Source organism: Pseudoalteromonas sp. RB2-MNA-CIBAN-0110 (assembly GCF_040309305.1).
Lineage (GTDB): Bacteria > Pseudomonadota > Gammaproteobacteria > Enterobacterales > Alteromonadaceae > Pseudoalteromonas > Pseudoalteromonas arctica.
In genome coordinates, this window is record NZ_JBEOOQ010000046.1 from 1 (window position 1) to 16978 (window position 16978).

The window sequence follows — 16978 nt, forward strand, 5'->3', positions numbered from 1 at the left end:
GCGCTGGCGACGGCAGCCAAAGAGGGGCTGCCGCTGGTCCCTCTCTGGACACTCTCAGCGCACCCGAGCATCACGCTATTTCCTTCAATGCACAATTGATGTGAACGTAAACGCCATGAAAGCACATCCATGTGCAAGCATGGCTTTCATTTCATCCATGAAATGCATTACTCATCAATTGCTTATTTTCAGGGCGTGATGACGGGGGAAGGGTGTTAAACGTGAGATTAGTATCTGGTCTTGGCAAGAAACAAGACCTGACCCTCTGCATTTTCTCTTTATTTCCCTAGGCTGGGTAGAGGGAAACGAAACTCAACAAATCACAAATATACTTACTCGCTCACAAACCAGGAATATGTATTATTTATTGTAGGCGTTTAGCTTGCAGACGCGCGGGCGATAGCCCGAATAAGTATTTGAATAGGTGTTTGAGGTTACTATTACAGATAACGCGAATACGTTTGGTACTTTCTAATGATTAGAAACCTTATTCAAGGTTTTGTCGCGCTGGCTTGGTGAGCCAATGCGGGGCTATAGATTTTCAATTTTACTCTGCTGCAAGTAATTCATCCTTGAAGCTGGGTTACTGTCGGCATCCATGCGCGACTTATTGAAATAGTAGAGCCCAGAAAAGAGCTTGAAGATTAAACTCATTTCTAAATTCATAAAGTTGTTATTTTTCTCTTAACCGTTTACATTACTTTATACTGAATATAATAAGAATATTATTAGGATTTAAATGAACTTAGCGACAGAAATTGAGAATACAGAGGCCTTAAATAGATATGAACTTCTTTTTAAAGGGTTGGAGCAAACAGAAGAGCTTCATTATTTTCGTTTTTTAGCAAAAAAATTTAAATTTCATGTTTCGAATGATTGGAAAAAACAATCCAAGTAATTCATCAAGACTTAACGAATCCAAGCTCAATAAAGCCAGATGTAACTTTCCCAAATTTAGAACTTTTAATTGATCAAATAATTATATCTGCTGATAAAGCATATAAAATATATAATGTCGAAGGTAAAGTGCATGAGGCTCTTATGAGCTTGAGTGGAAATGTTGGTCAAGATGACTTAAAAGATGATTTACTTAAAATATACCCTTCTAAAATTATTCCAGAGTCTTTACACCCACAAGGTACATATTTGACAGTTGTAAAGCAATTTGATTCAGGGTTAGCTTTTGTTTTTTTTACACTTAAAAAGTCCTCTGAATTTAATTCCGAAACAGGTATTGTGACTAAGTATTTAACGCACTTTTATAATATTGTATTTGTTCCTAAAAACTCTAATAGAATAGAAGTAAGAGTTTGTTCTAAAACTCCGAAAAATGATATAGATGATAGCTTTAGGCAAACAATAAATGTCTTTTATGATTATGTTGGAAGTAAAGGTATTGATCTTCGAAATGCAAAAGAAATATCTTTTTATAAATGTATAGAGTCCTTTTACCTAGATAAAAATGCTGGAAGAGCTGCATCTGTAGTTATGTCTACAGATGAACAAAGTAGTGACGCAACCTTATCCAATAAGAAAGTTAGAGACTATTGTGCTAGGACACAATTAGTCCATGATAATAGTGGGAATAATCATAGTTATAAATGTCGCGCCGTAAATATTCGTTGGCCTTTACTTGAAGAAAAACAGTGTGAAATGCAAGTAACAATTGAACCTCATAAGAACTTGTGGGAAAGAGAAATATGTAATCATATTTCAGTTAAACATCCAGAATCATTATTGAGGTTAAATAGGTTGATTTCAGATGTCATTTCAAGAGCTTAATAGCTTTAACGCAGAAGTTAAAAAGCAAGAGCAAAGAATTGCTAAGCTGAAGAATCACGGTAGTGCACGGGATATTGATAGGCTTGAGTCTTTTTTGAGCTTTGTTAAATCAAACCCAACGACTACTTATTATCCTATTTACAAAATTAAAAGCGCTTCTAATATAACAACTTTGGACGGTGTGTTGAGCTTAGTTGAATTTTTCTCAAGTTTATTAGAAGTAAATTATTGCTATTTTACACTTGATGATGATGAGTTTATAAGAATTTCCAAAGAGTCATATATAAGTGCGGTGACAGAACAGGTTATACCTATTGATTTATTTACGGGAAAAGAAATTAAAAACTATAATCCTAATAATTTAAGTTTTTTCTGTACACTAAGTATGTATCAATATGGAGCTTCAAGTGTTTGAAGATCTAAATTCATCTCAAAAAGAAAGACTTGTTAGATTAGAGCAACGTATAAATCCGCTGTCCTATAATAAATTTATAGAGATTCTGAACTTAGATATCAATGATATCCTAGTCAGGTTTGAAGGGGCTGCTGATAAACATGTCCGCGCTGAAGAAGATAACATTACAAATGAGATAGCTGGAAATCTTTTATCCTTGGGATATGATGAAGTGTCTGAGCAGACTAAGAAAAATGGAGCGGTTGATCTTTCGGTTAAATCATCGGGTTTTTCTTGGATTGCAGAAGCGAAACTAGACTATTCCTGTAATAAAGTATTTGAAGGGTTACTACAACTGATTACTAGGTATGTAAAAAGAGATAAGAAAGCTGGCTTTCTCATATATTGTCAACGACCTGGCGCCATCATTTTTTTTAATCAGTTCCAAAATTACCTAACAGAACAGAAATGGAAAAATAGTAAGACTATTAATAAAGATATAGTTAATTTGCAGAAAATAATTAATTGTTTTTCAGACATAAAAATTTCAAAAGTAGAAGAACAAAATTTTCAATTAACGGTTAAAAAACCTTCTGGAGCTGAAATAGACATCCAATGTTATTGCTTGGATATTGCTCATGATCCAGTTGATTCTAGTGGTAGAAATGCTAAAAAGCACAGAGTTGGGAATGCTAAAATTGTATTAGAGAGAGTTTTTATACAATGGAAAGAGTCAGGTTTTGAGGAGTTAGATCATATTCAACTAAAGAACAATTTAGGGCGTTATTTAGGTATTGATGATTAATTAAAACTACTGGTTTCCTCCTCAATCATTGTTTAGCGCCAATATCAACCCAGACTACAAGTATCTTGAAATTATACTTTTAAGCTCTATAATTACGCGTAACAACACCCCTTCCGCTACCCGTAAGCTCAGCGCCCTGCGAGGGGTTAATTATTTCTATAGCATGGTAAAGGGATTTAGCCTTCATGCAGTTCCCTAAAGCCCCCATAGCATTTGCGCAGCAAGTCGACTTACTAGAAGATCGAGGGGTAGTAATTAAAAAATCAGCAAGGCCAGGTTTTTCTTTTTGCCTTTTGTGATTAAGGAAAAATGCAAAACCTGCACCTAATAATCCCATTTAAAAAAGGGCAATAATTGCCCTTTATTACTCGCTTAAATTTGTTTTTATAAACTATAGCGCGACTAAGCTTTGCTCTAGCATTGCCTTTATTTGTTTTACTATTTTAGCTTCCGTTTCAGGTTCGAATTGTTGTATACGAGGGGTATGAATGTGCCCTGTAGGTATACTTGAATTAAGCGCATCGCGCAGGCGAATACTCCGATACGATATTTCGTTAGACAGGTAACCACCGCCGCCGCCATTTACCGCAATACTATTTTTAAGCTCGCCGTACGAACCGGCTTTATAGGTTTTTTCAAGCGTGGTGACTTCATGATTGTCGATAATTTTATAAGGGCCTTTGGCTTGTTGCATGTAAGTTACAGGCAAGCTAAATTTTACAAACTCGTTGCCCGGGAGTGGTCGGCCATTAAGCTTTGGTATTACTGGGCTTGTTTGCGTTCCACCATACACAATATTGGCATTATCGGGGGCGGTTACACTGCGGCGTTTACCTGGGAAACGCTCTAAATCAAATTCTGTTCTGCCCATACTTACGGTTACTACCATGTCTACATTATTAAGTGCGTAGTAGGGGGCAAGTAGTGACTCTATTATGCCTTGATCAAAGTCTTCGTAGCGCACAGGCACCATAACGGTGTTAATTTCTGCGCTGATGCCGTTGTAATTAATAACTTGGCCGTCGAGTAATAACGCTGCAACACCTGAAGGATTACTTTGGTTTATGTTTTTATCGAGTAAAAAAGGGTCAAAGCCAGTTAGTAATATTTTTTTAGTGCTGCCTGATAAAAAAGCAAGATCGGTACGTCCTCGGCTGCCTTCTTCAAGCATTGTTAGTAAAGTATTTAGTTGAGCCTGTGTAATTGAAAATTTAGGTGAAGTTGTGCGTATTACTTTACTTGAAAGCAGGCGCGCCCAGTAAAGCTCTCGGTCATCGTAGTTATTGGTTTTTATTATGCGTTGTTTGGCGTTTTCCCACAGTTCAAAGCTAAAGTTTTGTACTAAAATTTTTGCACTTTTAAAGTCGTTTAATTCTTTAAATTGTTGCTCAAAACTTGATACTTGTGGGGTAAATGCATTTAAAACACTTGGCATTGCTGATTGTGCTTTGTTGATACGCTGTTCTTCAACAGTTAAAGGATTACTTAAAGCAGCGAATGAAGAGGCAATTAAGCTGGTCGCTAATAATACTTTGATCATAATATTCCTAAGATAAAGCTATTGTTTTATGTGTAATTTACTATCCTACTATTGCTAACTTAGGGCAACCAATTAACGTTGAATCGACTGATATTTGCTTTTGCCGTGCATTAGTATTGTTTAACGGCCAATTAGTATCATCGGCTAATAAAAATCCCTGAGTCAAAAATTGATCTTTATAGGTACTACTTTAAGCTCTAATAAAAGTAAAAAGCCGTTGCAGTAATGCAGCGGCTTTTCATTATAGTTTTATGTGCTTTGGCAATACGAGCATAAGGCTCTATACCCCTTTAAAAACCTCGCTTTAATCATCAGGCCCTTTTAAGGTAAACACTAAATGTTTACGCATATCTTTTAAAATAACGCCTTTTTTAAGCATTGCGCCGCTTAAGCGTTTTTGCCACTTTAATAAATCTGGCTCTGCGGCGGCTAAGGCTTGCTCGTTTTCAAACTGAAAGCACAGCAGTAGTGTACTTGGAAATAAGTGGTATTCCACATCAAACCAGCATTGCAGCATGCCTGGGAGCTCAGCGCGGCCTTGTTCTTCTAATTTTTCAGCTGTATTAAGTACAAGTGCTTGCTGTTTTATTTGCACTGCAGAGAGTTTTTTCATTATTAAAATCCAAGTTAGCGGCTAAAAAATGCAGCCGGAATACGGGCATTATACGCAAGCTTGTAGGCAGGCAACAACTTTGAAAGGGAGTTAATGTCCAATAGAGTGTATCTGTTTAAAATCTAGGGGTCTTGTTGGAAGGCGCCTTTGGCTTTTTCAACCTACGTAGGTTGGATAAGCGGCGCAGCCGTGCCATCCGACATTTTAAATTTCATTACAGAACCTCAATTTGGATATTAATATGTTTTTTAGCTCAATAGTTAAGTAACCTTAATCAAGGCTTTAGCAAAGTTGCTTGCGACAACTGGGGATTGGTTGTCGCAAGCCGCCTTTAGAGCCTCACCGCATTACGATTAATACTTATAAGAGGTATCAATCGGGTCGGTTTATTTGGATCGGCGCTTGTCTAGCACATAACGTACGGCCATTCTTGCAACACCCGCACCAATACCTGAGACCACTGCCCATGTAACGGCCTCTTTAAGATCTGTTTCTTCGCTTGGTCTATCTTTTGGTGCTGGTTCGTTGGTAACCTTTTCCCACGATTTTTGTAAAGTTTTCCTTGTTAACATACCTGCAGATGCAGCGGCCAGACCTATACCTATCGTCGTAATTAGCTGTTTATTACTCATATTACCCTCGATTATTTAGTTGTAGCGTGAGTTATTAATATGTAACTCTTTAAGTAAGAACAGTAGTACCAGCAATTTACATACCGATAGGTTGAGGAGCTTTTAAATTAGGGCGTTTTGTATTTGTGCAAATTAGTCGTTTAAAACCACGCTCACACCACGCTCACACCACGCTTACACACAAGATAAATAACCAATGTAGAGCGTGCACAACTCTACTTGAAATATTTTTTTAGATATTAATCCTGCAATTTAACTTACCTTCTAGCCGGCTTATCGCACTCATTGTTGTACAGATAGTAAACACTTTTATCCTATGCTTTAATATTAAAAACAAGGGAGGGCGTTATGAGTAAAAATAGATTTTTATTTAATAAATACGTTGCGGTAATGGCTGTGTCGGGCACTTTGGCTGCACCGCTACCAGTGCTGAGCAACGATAGGGGGCCGCTAGTTGAGCAGCTTTGTGCTAGTTGCCATAGTTTAACTAACCTTGAGCGCAGCGCGGGTTATAGTCAGCAGGACTGGCAAACATTAATAAGCTATATGGTTGATACGGGCGAGGGTACTGCGCTTAGTAAAGATATAAGCGCTTATTTAGCTGAGCATTATCCTGTTAATACCAAGCGCGAATCTAAGGTTGTTACGGGCGATTTAAAGCTTAGCTTTAAGTACTGGCAAGTGCCTACGCTTGGGCAGCGCGCTCGCGATCCGGTACAAGGTAAAAACGGACTTATTTGGTGGGTTGGCCAGTGGGGTAATATTTTAGGTAGGTTAGACCCTAAAACCGGCGATATGAAAGAGTACACACTGCCAAGTGGCACCTATGCGCACAGTGTGTCGCTTGATAAAAATCAAACCCCTTGGTTTTTAGGCAATAAAAATGGCAGGGTTGGATATTTAGACTTAAAAACCGAAAAATTTAAAGTGTATAAAATGCCAAATAAAAATGCCCGCGACCCGCATACCGGTGTATTTGATGAAGCCGGTATATTTTGGTTTACCCTGCAACACAGTAATATGATTGGCAAGCTAGACCCTACAACTGGCGATATTCAATTAGCTACTTTACCCACTAAAGGCTCACGGCCATATGGTATTAAGCTTGATTCAAACGGGTCACCGTGGGTCTCGTGTAATGGTAGTAACTGTTTGGTTAAAGTTGATAAAAGCTCTATGGAGCTTAGTGAGATTAAACTCCCAGGCGCTAAAACGCATGCAAGGCGACTTGCCATTACGCCTGACGATATGGTTTTTTATATGAACTCTGGCATGGGTAAACTTGGCCGCTATAACCCAAAAACCAAGAAGATCACCCAGTGGGATAATCCCAGCGGTGAAAACAGCCACCCGTATGCAATTGAATATGCAGATAACGCTATTTGGTTTAACGAGTCAGCTAAACGCCCTGAAACCTTAGTACGGTTCGACCTTAATACCGAAACCATGCAAAGCTGGCAAATTCCGAGCAAAGAGGGTGTTTACTCTGGCTTAATTAGGCATATGCGCATGGGGAATAATGGGCTGATTATTCACCAAACAGCGACTAACCAATTAGCTGAAATTACATGGTCTAAGTAATAATTTTAATTAATATATTTATATTAAAAACGGCATACCGCTTGTTAGTAAGTTTGTTTATGTAGATAGGAGTTTTTTACAAAATTTAGCAATTTTTACTCTAATAATAAGAGTGTTAGTACGGGTGTTTTATTTATGTCGTTGATTTTAAGTGATAATTTACTTGGTTTGAGTTTTGCTTGGTAGTAAGTGTATTTTCTTAAATAAGTAAAGGAGTTATTATGAGTACCGTTATTACTGGGTTATTCGAAAGTGCATCACAAGCAACACTCGCAATTTATAGATTAGAAGCTTTAGGTATTAATGAAGCTGATATTAGTATTGTAGCCAACGACTCATACGCAAAGGAAGATTTTGCTGTAGACGAAGGTACTAAAGCTTCTGAAGGTGGCCTTATTGGCGCGGCTTCGGGTGGTATTCTTGCTGCAATTATTGGCGGTTTCACTGCCGTAGGGACTGTAGCAACTGGTGGTACTGGTTTATTAGTTGCCGGTCCATTAGTCGCTGCATTTGCTGCTGGTGGCGCAGGCGCTGCAGTTGGTGGTACTTTAGGTGCTGCAGTTGGTGCGTTTATCCCCGAGCACGAAATTAAGTATTATGAAGATGCCATTGAAAAAGGCTCTATATTAATTGGTATTAAGTACGATAGTGACAACAAAAACGCTATTGAAGAAATACTTAACAATGCAGGCGCAAGTAACGTTTCTACAGCGTAATGCTAGCTAATTAGTTTCAAAATTAATATGAAAGGTGAAACTTAGTTTCACCTTTTTTATGCTATTTTTTTGATTAGGCATAAAATCTAACTTTAAGTAGCGCTTACAATTAAGTTATTATTTTAACTGTATTAATACTAAGCCCGAGAACACTTTGAATTATTTAGCTCACCTTTATTTAGCACAGCCTACAGCCGATTCTCACTTTGGGAACTTGTTGGGCGACTTTGGTGGTAAAAGGCATGTAGATCACTTACCAAATAGGGTTAAAAACGGGCTCGATAACCACTATTTAGTCGATAAATTTACAGACTCCCACCGCGCAGTTAAACATGCCAAGCAGTACTTTTCACCTGAGCGAAAACGTTTTGCTGGCGTGGCTATTGATGTGGTGTTTGATCATTTTTTAATTGTGCATTGGCAGCGCTTTAGCAAGCAACCTTTAAGTGATTTTAAGTACACCAGCTATCAGCTTTTGAATAATCGCATACCTGTGATGCCGCCGCGCATGCAGCATGTTGTAACAAGTATGACCAAAAACGATTGGTTTAAAGAGTACGAAACCGTTGAGGGAATAGGAGTAGCACTTGATAATATTGCTAACCGCATCCGTTTTACTAATAACTTTGCGGGGGCGGCTGATGATATAGCGCGGAATTACGATGAATTAGAAGCCGTGTTTTTAGCGTTCTTTCCGGAGCTAATTAAGCATGTAAGTGAGTTTGACCTTGAAAGCACCCCAAAAAATGGCATAAAGCGCATTATTTAAAGTTTTCATCAATTGTTAACCTTTTGTGATAATTTAAGGTAAAAAAAGCGCTATTCTAATACAAATTAATTTTTGAGTGTTTTTAATGATTCGCAATTACTTGGCTATTGTGAGCTTTGCCGTTTTAGCGGCATTTCAATCTGGTGCTGTATTGGCTTTCGACTTTGACTTAAAGTCTGTACGAACAACTATTTCAAACCCTAACACTAGCCACGCATTAATATACGATGACTTGGCTGGGAGTAGTCAAAAAACACTGTTTTCGTTAGAGCCCATAAACAACCAACGTGTGGGTGTGTTTTTTGATATTAACGACATTGAAATTGGCTACTCTGCCGATATTTTTGAAGATGATGTTGAAACAAAAACACAAGATATACTGCTTTCATATAGAAAGTTTAAAAATTCTAAAATCACTTTTAACTATCAAACGCTTGAAGGACTGCAAAGCACGGCTAGCAATTTAAGCGGCAATCAAACGGATCAAATTTTCTCGCAAAATACACGTTCAACCAAGTTTGAGCTATCTGGCCAACACAACTTCTATACCTTCAATAATAAAGAGTCTTTGTTTGAGCATTTTTTTCTTAATAGACCAAAGCTAAGCAGCAAATTTGACTTGTCGTTAAGTGTTGTTGGCGCGTGGTCTTTTAAGCATGTATCTCTTGAGAATAAAGATAATATTGTGTTTCAGGCTGATTTTTTAAATTCGTCTGCACCACAGGTCACTAAGTTAATTTCTAATTCGTACGGGGCGAGTATTGGCTCGCTTTTATCATTTTCGTTACCGCATAATGTTCACGTATTTGCTGAATACAAAGTAGGTAAGGGAAATATTCGAAATACAGACCCTGGGCTGGGGTTAAAAGATTCGGGCGGTGAAAAAGTAGCGGCATACGGCGGTGGTATTTCTTGGACTTCAAGTAACAAAAAACTCATGGTAGTACTACGTGCGTGGGAGCAAACAGGTAGGCATATAGATACTTCTTTTGGTGACTTGTCAGTAATTAAGTTTTTTTAATATTGAGTGCTGGGGCTCTCACTTGAGTTTTTGCAGAATTTTAGGGATAAGTAATTACACCTGCATGTAATTACTTAATAGTAATGAGTGCTTAGTTAGTCTTTCATTGAGCGCCATGCAAATGTAGATGCTGCAATAACGATCGCAATGGCAATACCTAAGTAGAGTGTTTCTATTGTGCCGCCGAACTCAACTGCGTGCTCTAAAAATAGTATTACCAGTACAACCGAAGTTACTTGTACCAGAGTTATTTTTAAATCATGAAAGTCTTTAATATTAAAAGCAGCAAGAAATTTACTTTCCTCAGGCTTAGATGGTGTTATAAATAGTCGGTACAAGCTAATAGCAATAACTTGTAAGGTAATTCCGATCAGTAGCAAATCAAGAATTTTCAGTAGTTCAACTATTAGGGCTTTACCGGCTTTAGCTGAATCAGGCAGGTCAAATAGCGTTGTTATTACTATATTAGCTACAATATTAATGCATGAAACATAAACGAGTAATGATGATATTGCAGCGGTAATAACGGCGATTACAACCAAAAACCGACTTGTTTGGAATATATTTTCCATGTTGCTCAACTTTATAATTAGACCTGATTTATACGAAACGTAGCTTAAGTTAGATCCCTTACGAACTTTTTACTTTTATATTTGCTTTAACATATTGGCTATTTACTTGTTAAGCATAGAAATAACAAATTTAACTGGAATATTATGAGTAAGAATAACGATGTACCTCAGGCTTATGTTAAGCAAGAAGAAGGTTATAGAATAAAAGCCTTAAGATTATACCCTTGGGTATGCGGGCGTTGTGCTCGTGAGTTTGAATACTCAAATTTACGTGAGTTAACGGTGCACCATGTCGATCATAACCACAGTAATAATCCTGAAGACGGAAGTAACTGGGAGTTACTGTGTATTTATTGCCACGACAATGAGCATAATAAATACCACGAGCATATTATGTATGGCGGGTCGACTACAGATCGCAAAGTTGAGGCTGCGACGCATTCTCCATTTGCCGATTTAAAAGCGATGCTTAATAAATCAAAGTAATATTAGTTAAATTAAGAGCTTAAACCTAAAATTTTATTAATTTAAATGGCATTTTGAGGGTGAACGGTTATAAACCGAAGCAACCTCAAAAATTAACTTTAAATTGGTTTTATTAAAGCTCTTTTGCTGTTTTGTCTTTTATGTCAAACCAGTTTGAATCGGCTGAAGTAATAAAGCCTGGTACGTCTTTTAGCCATTGTTTTTGAACCGATTTATCAAGATTTAAATAAAGTTTGTTTTCAACAATTTTGAAAGCCTCTGGATCTACGTCAAACTTTTTCTCCATTGATACACCAAACGCACAAAAGCCACCAAATTGTGGTGCGTACTTTTCTGGGTTAGCTCTAAATAAGTCGCGATGCTTAGCTGAGCTGAACTTATAAATGGCATTTTTATGCGTTGCAGTATACTCAGAACTGCCTGTTACCGCTTTGTTTTGGGTAAAGTAAGCAACGGTATCGTAACCACTAATTGCAATGTCGTTAACGTCGGCATTTGCGTCTATGTCTGCTGCAAAGCTTAGTGAACTTGCAAGGACTGATGCTGCAAAAAAAGCTGATTTAGTGAGTGTCGAAAATTTCATGTGTATCTCCAAAGAAAAATTAAATAGGTTTGTTTGTTTAAAACTCAACTGTACTTTATCGTTATTACTTGGTTAATATGCGTCTATTAGTCTATATTTTCATACCAATAATCCAAAGAGGCGCTTATGGACGTACTTTCGAGTGTACTGAGTCATTTTTCACTTAATGCCAATGTGTTTTTTAGTGGGAATATGTGCGGTACGAGTGACTTTAGTGACGATCAAGGTGTTGGGCATTTACATTTATTACGCTCAGGTACGTTAAAAGTGCGCAGTAATAGTGGTTTTGAAGTAGTTTTATCTACGCCTTCGGTTATTTTTTTTCCTCACTCTACAGGGCACTGTTTATTTTCGGATAAGGGTGACGGTGCTGATTTAGTGTGTGCACAAATTAGCTATCAAAGCGGTGGGCATAGCCCTTTATTGCAGGCGCTGCCTTTTTGCTTAAATTACGAATTAACGGGTGATGGATTATTAGCGCAGAGTGCTTTTTGGATTTTTGAAGAGGCATTTAAAGACGCCAGCGGTAAGCATTTAATTATAGATCGCTTATGCGATGTATTTTTAATTAGCGTTTTGCGCAAGGTATTAGAAGAGGGCACCATTAAAAGCGGGATGATGGCAGGGCTTGCCCATCCTCAGTTGGCTAAGGTATTAATAAAAATACACCAAACCCCAGAGCAAAGCTGGTCACTTAGCGCTATGGCTGAGGAATGTGGTATGTCGCGTTCTAAATTTGCCGATACCTTTAAGCGAGTAATTGAGCAAACACCGGCTGACTATTTGGCTGATTGGCGTTTATCGGTTGCTAAAAAGCTTATTTTAAAAAATCAAAATATGGATTTAGTGGCTAATCAGGTTGGGTACGAAAATGGCTCTGCACTCGCCCGTGTATTTAGAAAAAAAACAGGGCAAGCGCCAAAAGAGTGGTTATTGAGCCAGCAGTAAACGTTTAATTTTGTAAGTTAGCTGCATCCGTTTTAATTAGGTAGTTTGAATCGAGTGACCAAAAATTATTTTCGAGTTTTTGCAAAGGTCGCTTTCTAGAACCAGGCGACGCCTTATGCAGTATCAAATTAATAAGATCTGAGCTGACCGCCGGATCACTATGAAAGTAGTCATGGCCTATTAGGCTGCCAGATTTAGGTACTTTAATTAGGCTTACGTTACCTACAGAAGTGAATATGTCTTGCTCGTTTATGTTTACATCTTTGGTGTTTAACCGACCAAAGCTCAAGCTGTTTGTTAGCCACTGTGAAATACCCAATGCGCTATCTTCTTGAGAGGTGTAAATGGTAATTTGTCCAAATGCAGGTCCAAATTGCTCTGCCATTAGTCTTTGTTTAATAATACCAAAATCGAGATCAGGGGCTGCTAAAATTAAGTTTTCGATACGCAGGTCTTCTCTGGGGTTTCCGCCACTGGCTCTGTTCTCAATTATAAGCTCTCTAAGTGTTGTGGTTACTACATCGGTGCCACGGCTATGCGCAATAATATGAATGTTTTCTATTTCAGGATTTTTGAAAAGTAGTCGTAAGGTTTCTTTTAAATGAAAAATAGTAAATTGACCAGACTCTTTATCTTCAAAATAGCCGGTTAATCCTGTGGCGGCAGCAGGCCAAGAGTAAACAATAGGTACGCCTTGTCGGTTTAAAAAATGCCATATACCGGCAAGGGTAAATACCGATTCGTTAAAGGTATTATTAAAGCCATGCACAAACAAAATAACGTCTTTATTATTACTGTTTTTTAAACGCTGATTAATGTTTTTGTTTAACTGGGTTTCGTGAAAAATTTTGCGTTCTAAAATATCTTCGTCAATTTGGAGTTTGTTTTTTACGCGTCTAAATTTATAAGGCGATAAAGGGAAGCGACCTAATTCATCCGCTTTCTCCATTACGTAAGTCAAATTTGCGGAGCGATTTTTAAGACTACTTTGCTTTAATAGCTCACCCCACTGCAACGACCTATCGCCAAAATTTACTTTTGCTACACCGTACGCAATTGATGGCGAGCGACTTGCGTTATACATAACCCCCTCTTTTTCAGAAATTGCTCGGTCTGTAACATAGAGTAATTCCATACTTGTATTATGTAGGTTTTTAGGTACTTGGGCTTCTGAATAAGGCGTACTTACATATAAATTGGGTGTAGGCATTAAAGCTGGGTTTGAAGTACAAGCAGATAGCAAAATAATGAGCAAAGGGGCGAAAATATAGGATTTACCTAGAGGGTGAAAAAGCATGCTTATTCCTTATTTTCGGTTTGTAAATTTTTTTAAAGAGGTTAAGTATAAAATTAGCGTATAAAAAGTAACATATTTATTACCTTTTACACATCACATACTAATTTTATAATTTATTGTTGCGTTAACGAGGATTCAAAATAAAAATACCCGAGCTTATAAGTAGAGAAAGCTGCGGGCATTGTTTTTGGGAGGGTTATAAAACTAAATCTTAGTCGCTTCAGTAGGCGTTGTTGATAATCCACTAAAATACTTCATTACCAATTGGCCTTGGCTGTTTTTTTCTATTACTAAGTAATTGTTTGAATTAGGGTAGTAAAAGCTATTTTTAGACATCGTAATAAGTTTTGTTTTATCGCCACCAGTGCGCTTTGAATACAAAACGTCATTTTCAAAAAATAGGCTGCGTAAGGTATTTTCATCAATACGATAATCACCCAATACGGGCGCTAATTGCTGCTCTGTTACATCTGCTTTTTTAAACTCGGGGAGTGTAATACCTAGTGCTCTGGCTGTGAGTTTTTCGTTGATAAAAATAGGATTTATGTGGTTTGAATTAGCCAGTACTGCAACATATAGCTTTTGTTCTGGAATATAGCGTGCATGTGCTAAAAAGCCATTTATTCCGCCAGTGTGTTTAATTACGGTGTATTCATTCAAAGGCTTAATAATTAATCCGTAACCATAGGATGAAACGCTGCCGTCGTTTAGTTCAAAAGGGCTGACCATCTTCTCATAACTTGCTTTACTAATAAGCTTGCCAGACGATAACGCACTAAACCAAATGTTTAAGTCAGTTGGAGTAGATATAAGCGCACCTGCGGCATATGGCCAATCCATATTAATGTAGCTGGTGTTGATAAATCCTTGCTCTGTTTGCTCATATCCTGCTGCGCGATGGGCAACAAGTTCTTGCCCTTCATAACTACTCTGATTCATTTTTAGTTTTTTAAATATGTGTTGTTCAATAAAGTCTTTGTAAGACTGGCCACTTGCTACTTCAATTATTTTCCCAAGCAGTGAATAACCGGTATTTGAATAAGCCATCGCTTCGCCGGGTTTAAACACCATTGGGTGTTTGGCAAATCGCGCTAGTGCATCGTCAACGCTGGTGGGTACTTGTATTTCTTTATCGAATAAGTCGTCGTCATCTGTGTAGTTGGCGATGCCTGAGGTGTGGGTTAATAAGTTTTCGATTGTGACGAGGTTGCCCTCTGTTGGGAAGCTTGCAACATACTTATGAATATCATCGGTAACCGCTAGCTTACCTTGCTCTTGCAACATCATAATTGCAGCTGCAGTAAATTGTTTTGAAATAGAACCTAAACGCAAAACGCTTTGCTCATTAAGTGCAATGTTATGCTCAAGGTTGGCAAGCCCGCGCGTTCCTTTAAAAAGTACTTTGCCATTTTTGCTTATAATTACCGATACCCCAGGCTCGTTTTCAGCAAGGTTATCGTTAAGAATTTCCTGATATTGCGAGGCTGTCGGGTTGGCTTTTACAAGGCTGGGTGTTAATAGCGAGAGGGCTAACAAACAGCTAGCGTAAAATGGCTTAATCATATTCATCCTTTTTTAGTTTTTATACCAAACCTCTAGATAGGCTTAGCGATCCTTGTGTTTTATAGTGAGTTAATATTGCACAGCTAAAAAGTAAACACAATTATCGGATTTTATAGGGGCTCAGTAATAGGTATAATCGCTGCGTTTATTGGTTTTTATTATATTTTTACAAGGAAGTTGTTGATATGCCTGATGTAACGGCTCTATTTTATATTGCCATAATGGCCTTTTATTTATTGCGCTCAAATGATGGAAGTAAGTTAATTATAACTACGATCGTTTTAGCTGCTATTCCTCTATTTACGAGCGATTATTGGCAGTGGTTACAATTAAGTGGGCTGTTAAGTGTCATTATTTTAATTATAGAAAAAGAGAAAGCAGGGGCTACCGCAGGCGGTGCAATTGCGGTGTTAGTCGCTCTATTTATTGGGGCTTTTATTGTAAGTGTAATTATTAATACAGGATTGACCTTTTCGAGTAATTTTAAGCTTTCTACTTTTGAAGTTAAAGCTCCCTTAAGTTACGGATGGTCTACTCATATTATTTGGTTGTATTGTCTTACTTTTGTTATACCGCTATTTGCCATTTTACGCGGTATTAAAAAGCCCGTAGCATTCTTTGGCACTAATTTAACCGCACTCGCTTTAGCTGTATTACCACACTATTGCGGCTCATTTATTTATGGGCTTATGCTAAGCGTAGCTATTATTAGTTCTCTTTATTTAGTCGCTTTCGTGTTTAAAACAGATTCTGAACAACGCTTTATGTTTACGTATATGGGTATGAGTGGACTACTAACAAGCTGTATAGTTAAAGGTGTAATGGTGGCCTATTTTTAAACTTCAGCTGTTTATTTTATCCATATTAAAACCAATCTGCTGCAACTTGTAGTGGGGTAGGGTCGCTTTTTTCAGATACCCAAAATACTAAGGCTTGCTTTGTTGGCGATACATTATTAGCGCGAGGCAGGGGTAAGTCAGTTAATGATAATTGCTGCTTGGTCTGCATGTCACTTTGCTCGTAGCCAATAACAACAAAGTCGTGTTTTAACTTATGGCCTGCGTTTTCGCCGCTGTGTATTTGTGTTTCTATGCCAAAGCCTAACAGAGCTACATGGGCTATTAAGTTTTGGTTAGTATTATCTTCGGTATTAACAGTATCGTATTCGAGATTAATTTTACTATTGTTTATAGTCGCTTTTAAATTACCTAAATAAGGGGCTTTAGCTACAGGAATAGCTTGCTTATAAAACCAACCTTGCCACCCGCTGCCGTTAACCATAAATCCTGGGGTTGCTACAATCCTACTTTTACCGAGTGCCTTATAAGTACGTTGTCTTTTACTAAAAACAGCAGAGGCAAACGGGTCTTTCCATCCTAAATAATCCCAATAAGTAACATGAAAATTAATAGGGATTAAATCAGTCCATAGCTTTTCATTATCTGTAAACGTTGAAATCCAGCGCTCTGCTGGTGGGCAACTACTGCAACCTTGCGATGTGTAAAGCTCTAAAAAGGTAGTCGGATTAGCTGTACTGATAATAGTTACTTGCTCAGCAGCTTGGCTTTGAAAGCAAAAAATTATTAACCCAAAAAATGCGATAAGGAATGGACGATATAATGTTTTAGAAAGCATGCTGTGGCTCATAAAGGCTAATATTCACCTTAGCATAAGTG

General features: G+C 37.8%; 19 protein-coding genes. 11 read left to right on the forward strand and 8 right to left on the reverse strand.

The features are described 5' to 3' along the window. Window positions 1-739: 739 nt before the first annotated feature. The 4 genes from AAEY68_RS18065 to AAEY68_RS18080 are packed head-to-tail and all read left to right on the forward strand — an operon-like array spanning window position 740 to window position 2981. Complete coding sequence (locus AAEY68_RS18065; RefSeq protein WP_350586613.1) at window positions 740-898, forward strand: hypothetical protein; 159 nt, start codon at window positions 740-742, stop codon at window positions 896-898. Then, on the forward strand, window positions 877-1782 hold the full coding sequence (locus AAEY68_RS18070; RefSeq protein WP_350586614.1) for a hypothetical protein: 906 nt from the start codon (window positions 877-879) through the stop codon (window positions 1780-1782). Before AAEY68_RS18065 ends, AAEY68_RS18070 begins: the two co-directional genes overlap by 22 nt. Further along, complete coding sequence (locus AAEY68_RS18075; RefSeq protein WP_350586615.1) at window positions 1763-2197, forward strand: hypothetical protein; 435 nt, start codon at window positions 1763-1765, stop codon at window positions 2195-2197. The genes AAEY68_RS18070 and AAEY68_RS18075 overlap by 20 nt, the downstream gene beginning before the upstream one ends. Further along, window positions 2190-2981: a hypothetical protein gene (locus AAEY68_RS18080; protein WP_350586616.1), complete on the forward strand. Its 792-nt coding sequence runs from the start codon at window positions 2190-2192 to the stop codon at window positions 2979-2981. The genes AAEY68_RS18075 and AAEY68_RS18080 overlap by 8 nt, the downstream gene beginning before the upstream one ends. A 391-nt stretch (window positions 2982-3372) precedes the next feature. On the opposite strand, the gene AAEY68_RS18085 is transcribed toward AAEY68_RS18080, so the two are convergent. The 3 genes from AAEY68_RS18085 to AAEY68_RS18095 all read right to left on the reverse strand — a co-directional run bounded on the left by AAEY68_RS18085 (window position 3373) and on the right by AAEY68_RS18095 (window position 5766). Further along, window positions 3373-4521, reverse strand: a complete 1149-nt coding sequence (locus AAEY68_RS18085) for a PA0049 C-terminal domain-containing protein (protein WP_350586617.1) — start codon at window positions 4519-4521, stop codon at window positions 3373-3375. A gap of 304 nt (window positions 4522-4825) precedes the next feature. Beyond that, entirely contained in the window at window positions 4826-5134 is a 309-nt protein-coding gene (locus tag AAEY68_RS18090) for a hypothetical protein (protein WP_007579961.1), read from the reverse strand. 386 nt (window positions 5135-5520) lie between these two features. Next, complete coding sequence (locus AAEY68_RS18095; RefSeq protein WP_002958040.1) at window positions 5521-5766, reverse strand: DUF4235 domain-containing protein; 246 nt, start codon at window positions 5764-5766, stop codon at window positions 5521-5523. Between the two features lie 348 nt (window positions 5767-6114). Between AAEY68_RS18095 and AAEY68_RS18100 the strand changes: the two genes are divergently transcribed. The 4 genes from AAEY68_RS18100 to AAEY68_RS18115 all read left to right on the forward strand — a co-directional run bounded on the left by AAEY68_RS18100 (window position 6115) and on the right by AAEY68_RS18115 (window position 9853). Beyond that, window positions 6115-7347 (forward strand): Vgb family protein, encoded by a 1233-nt coding sequence (locus tag AAEY68_RS18100; RefSeq protein ID WP_350586618.1) that lies wholly within the window; start codon window positions 6115-6117, stop codon window positions 7345-7347. Between the two features lie 221 nt (window positions 7348-7568). Next, window positions 7569-8063 (forward strand): hypothetical protein, encoded by a 495-nt coding sequence (locus AAEY68_RS18105; RefSeq protein ID WP_342876627.1) that lies wholly within the window; start codon window positions 7569-7571, stop codon window positions 8061-8063. 154 nt (window positions 8064-8217) lie between these two features. After that, window positions 8218-8832, forward strand: a complete 615-nt coding sequence (locus tag AAEY68_RS18110; protein ID WP_350586619.1) for an acyl carrier protein phosphodiesterase — start codon at window positions 8218-8220, stop codon at window positions 8830-8832. Between the two features lie 85 nt (window positions 8833-8917). Continuing rightward, window positions 8918-9853: a hypothetical protein gene (locus AAEY68_RS18115; RefSeq protein ID WP_350586620.1), complete on the forward strand. Its 936-nt coding sequence runs from the start codon at window positions 8918-8920 to the stop codon at window positions 9851-9853. A 95-nt stretch (window positions 9854-9948) separates the two neighbouring features. On the opposite strand, the gene AAEY68_RS18120 is transcribed toward AAEY68_RS18115, so the two are convergent. Beyond that, window positions 9949-10425, reverse strand: coding sequence for a YqhA family protein (locus AAEY68_RS18120; protein ID WP_007581432.1), 477 nt, complete (start codon window positions 10423-10425; stop codon window positions 9949-9951). A gap of 144 nt (window positions 10426-10569) precedes the next feature. On the opposite strand from AAEY68_RS18120, the gene AAEY68_RS18125 reads away from it, so the two are divergent. Continuing rightward, window positions 10570-10911 (forward strand): YajD family HNH nuclease, encoded by a 342-nt coding sequence (locus AAEY68_RS18125; protein ID WP_007581433.1) that lies wholly within the window; start codon window positions 10570-10572, stop codon window positions 10909-10911. 112 nt (window positions 10912-11023) lie between these two features. Here the strand turns inward: AAEY68_RS18125 and AAEY68_RS18130 are convergent, their stop codons facing one another. Continuing rightward, entirely contained in the window at window positions 11024-11494 is a 471-nt protein-coding gene (locus AAEY68_RS18130; RefSeq protein ID WP_008165251.1) for a YHS domain-containing (seleno)protein, read from the reverse strand. Window positions 11495-11620: 126 nt separating this feature from the next. On the opposite strand from AAEY68_RS18130, the gene AAEY68_RS18135 reads away from it, so the two are divergent. Then, a complete protein-coding gene (locus AAEY68_RS18135) occupies window positions 11621-12442 on the forward strand; it encodes an AraC family transcriptional regulator (protein ID WP_282115204.1) in 822 nt (273 codons plus the stop codon). Between the two features lie 4 nt (window positions 12443-12446). Here AAEY68_RS18135 and AAEY68_RS18140 read toward each other — a convergent pair whose 3' ends face one another. Both AAEY68_RS18140 and AAEY68_RS18145 read right to left on the reverse strand, forming a co-directional pair. Beyond that, entirely contained in the window at window positions 12447-13739 is a 1293-nt protein-coding gene (locus AAEY68_RS18140) for an alpha/beta hydrolase (protein ID WP_350586621.1), read from the reverse strand. Window positions 13740-13943: 204 nt separating this feature from the next. Next, a complete protein-coding gene (locus tag AAEY68_RS18145; protein WP_350586622.1) occupies window positions 13944-15302 on the reverse strand; it encodes a serine hydrolase domain-containing protein in 1359 nt (452 codons plus the stop codon). 185 nt (window positions 15303-15487) lie between these two features. On the opposite strand from AAEY68_RS18145, the gene AAEY68_RS18150 reads away from it, so the two are divergent. Beyond that, window positions 15488-16141 (forward strand): hypothetical protein, encoded by a 654-nt coding sequence (locus AAEY68_RS18150; protein ID WP_350586623.1) that lies wholly within the window; start codon window positions 15488-15490, stop codon window positions 16139-16141. A 25-nt stretch (window positions 16142-16166) separates the two neighbouring features. On the opposite strand, the gene AAEY68_RS18155 is transcribed toward AAEY68_RS18150, so the two are convergent. Next, window positions 16167-16949 (reverse strand): DUF1223 domain-containing protein, encoded by a 783-nt coding sequence (locus AAEY68_RS18155; RefSeq protein ID WP_350586624.1) that lies wholly within the window; start codon window positions 16947-16949, stop codon window positions 16167-16169. Window positions 16950-16978 lie beyond the last annotated feature (29 nt).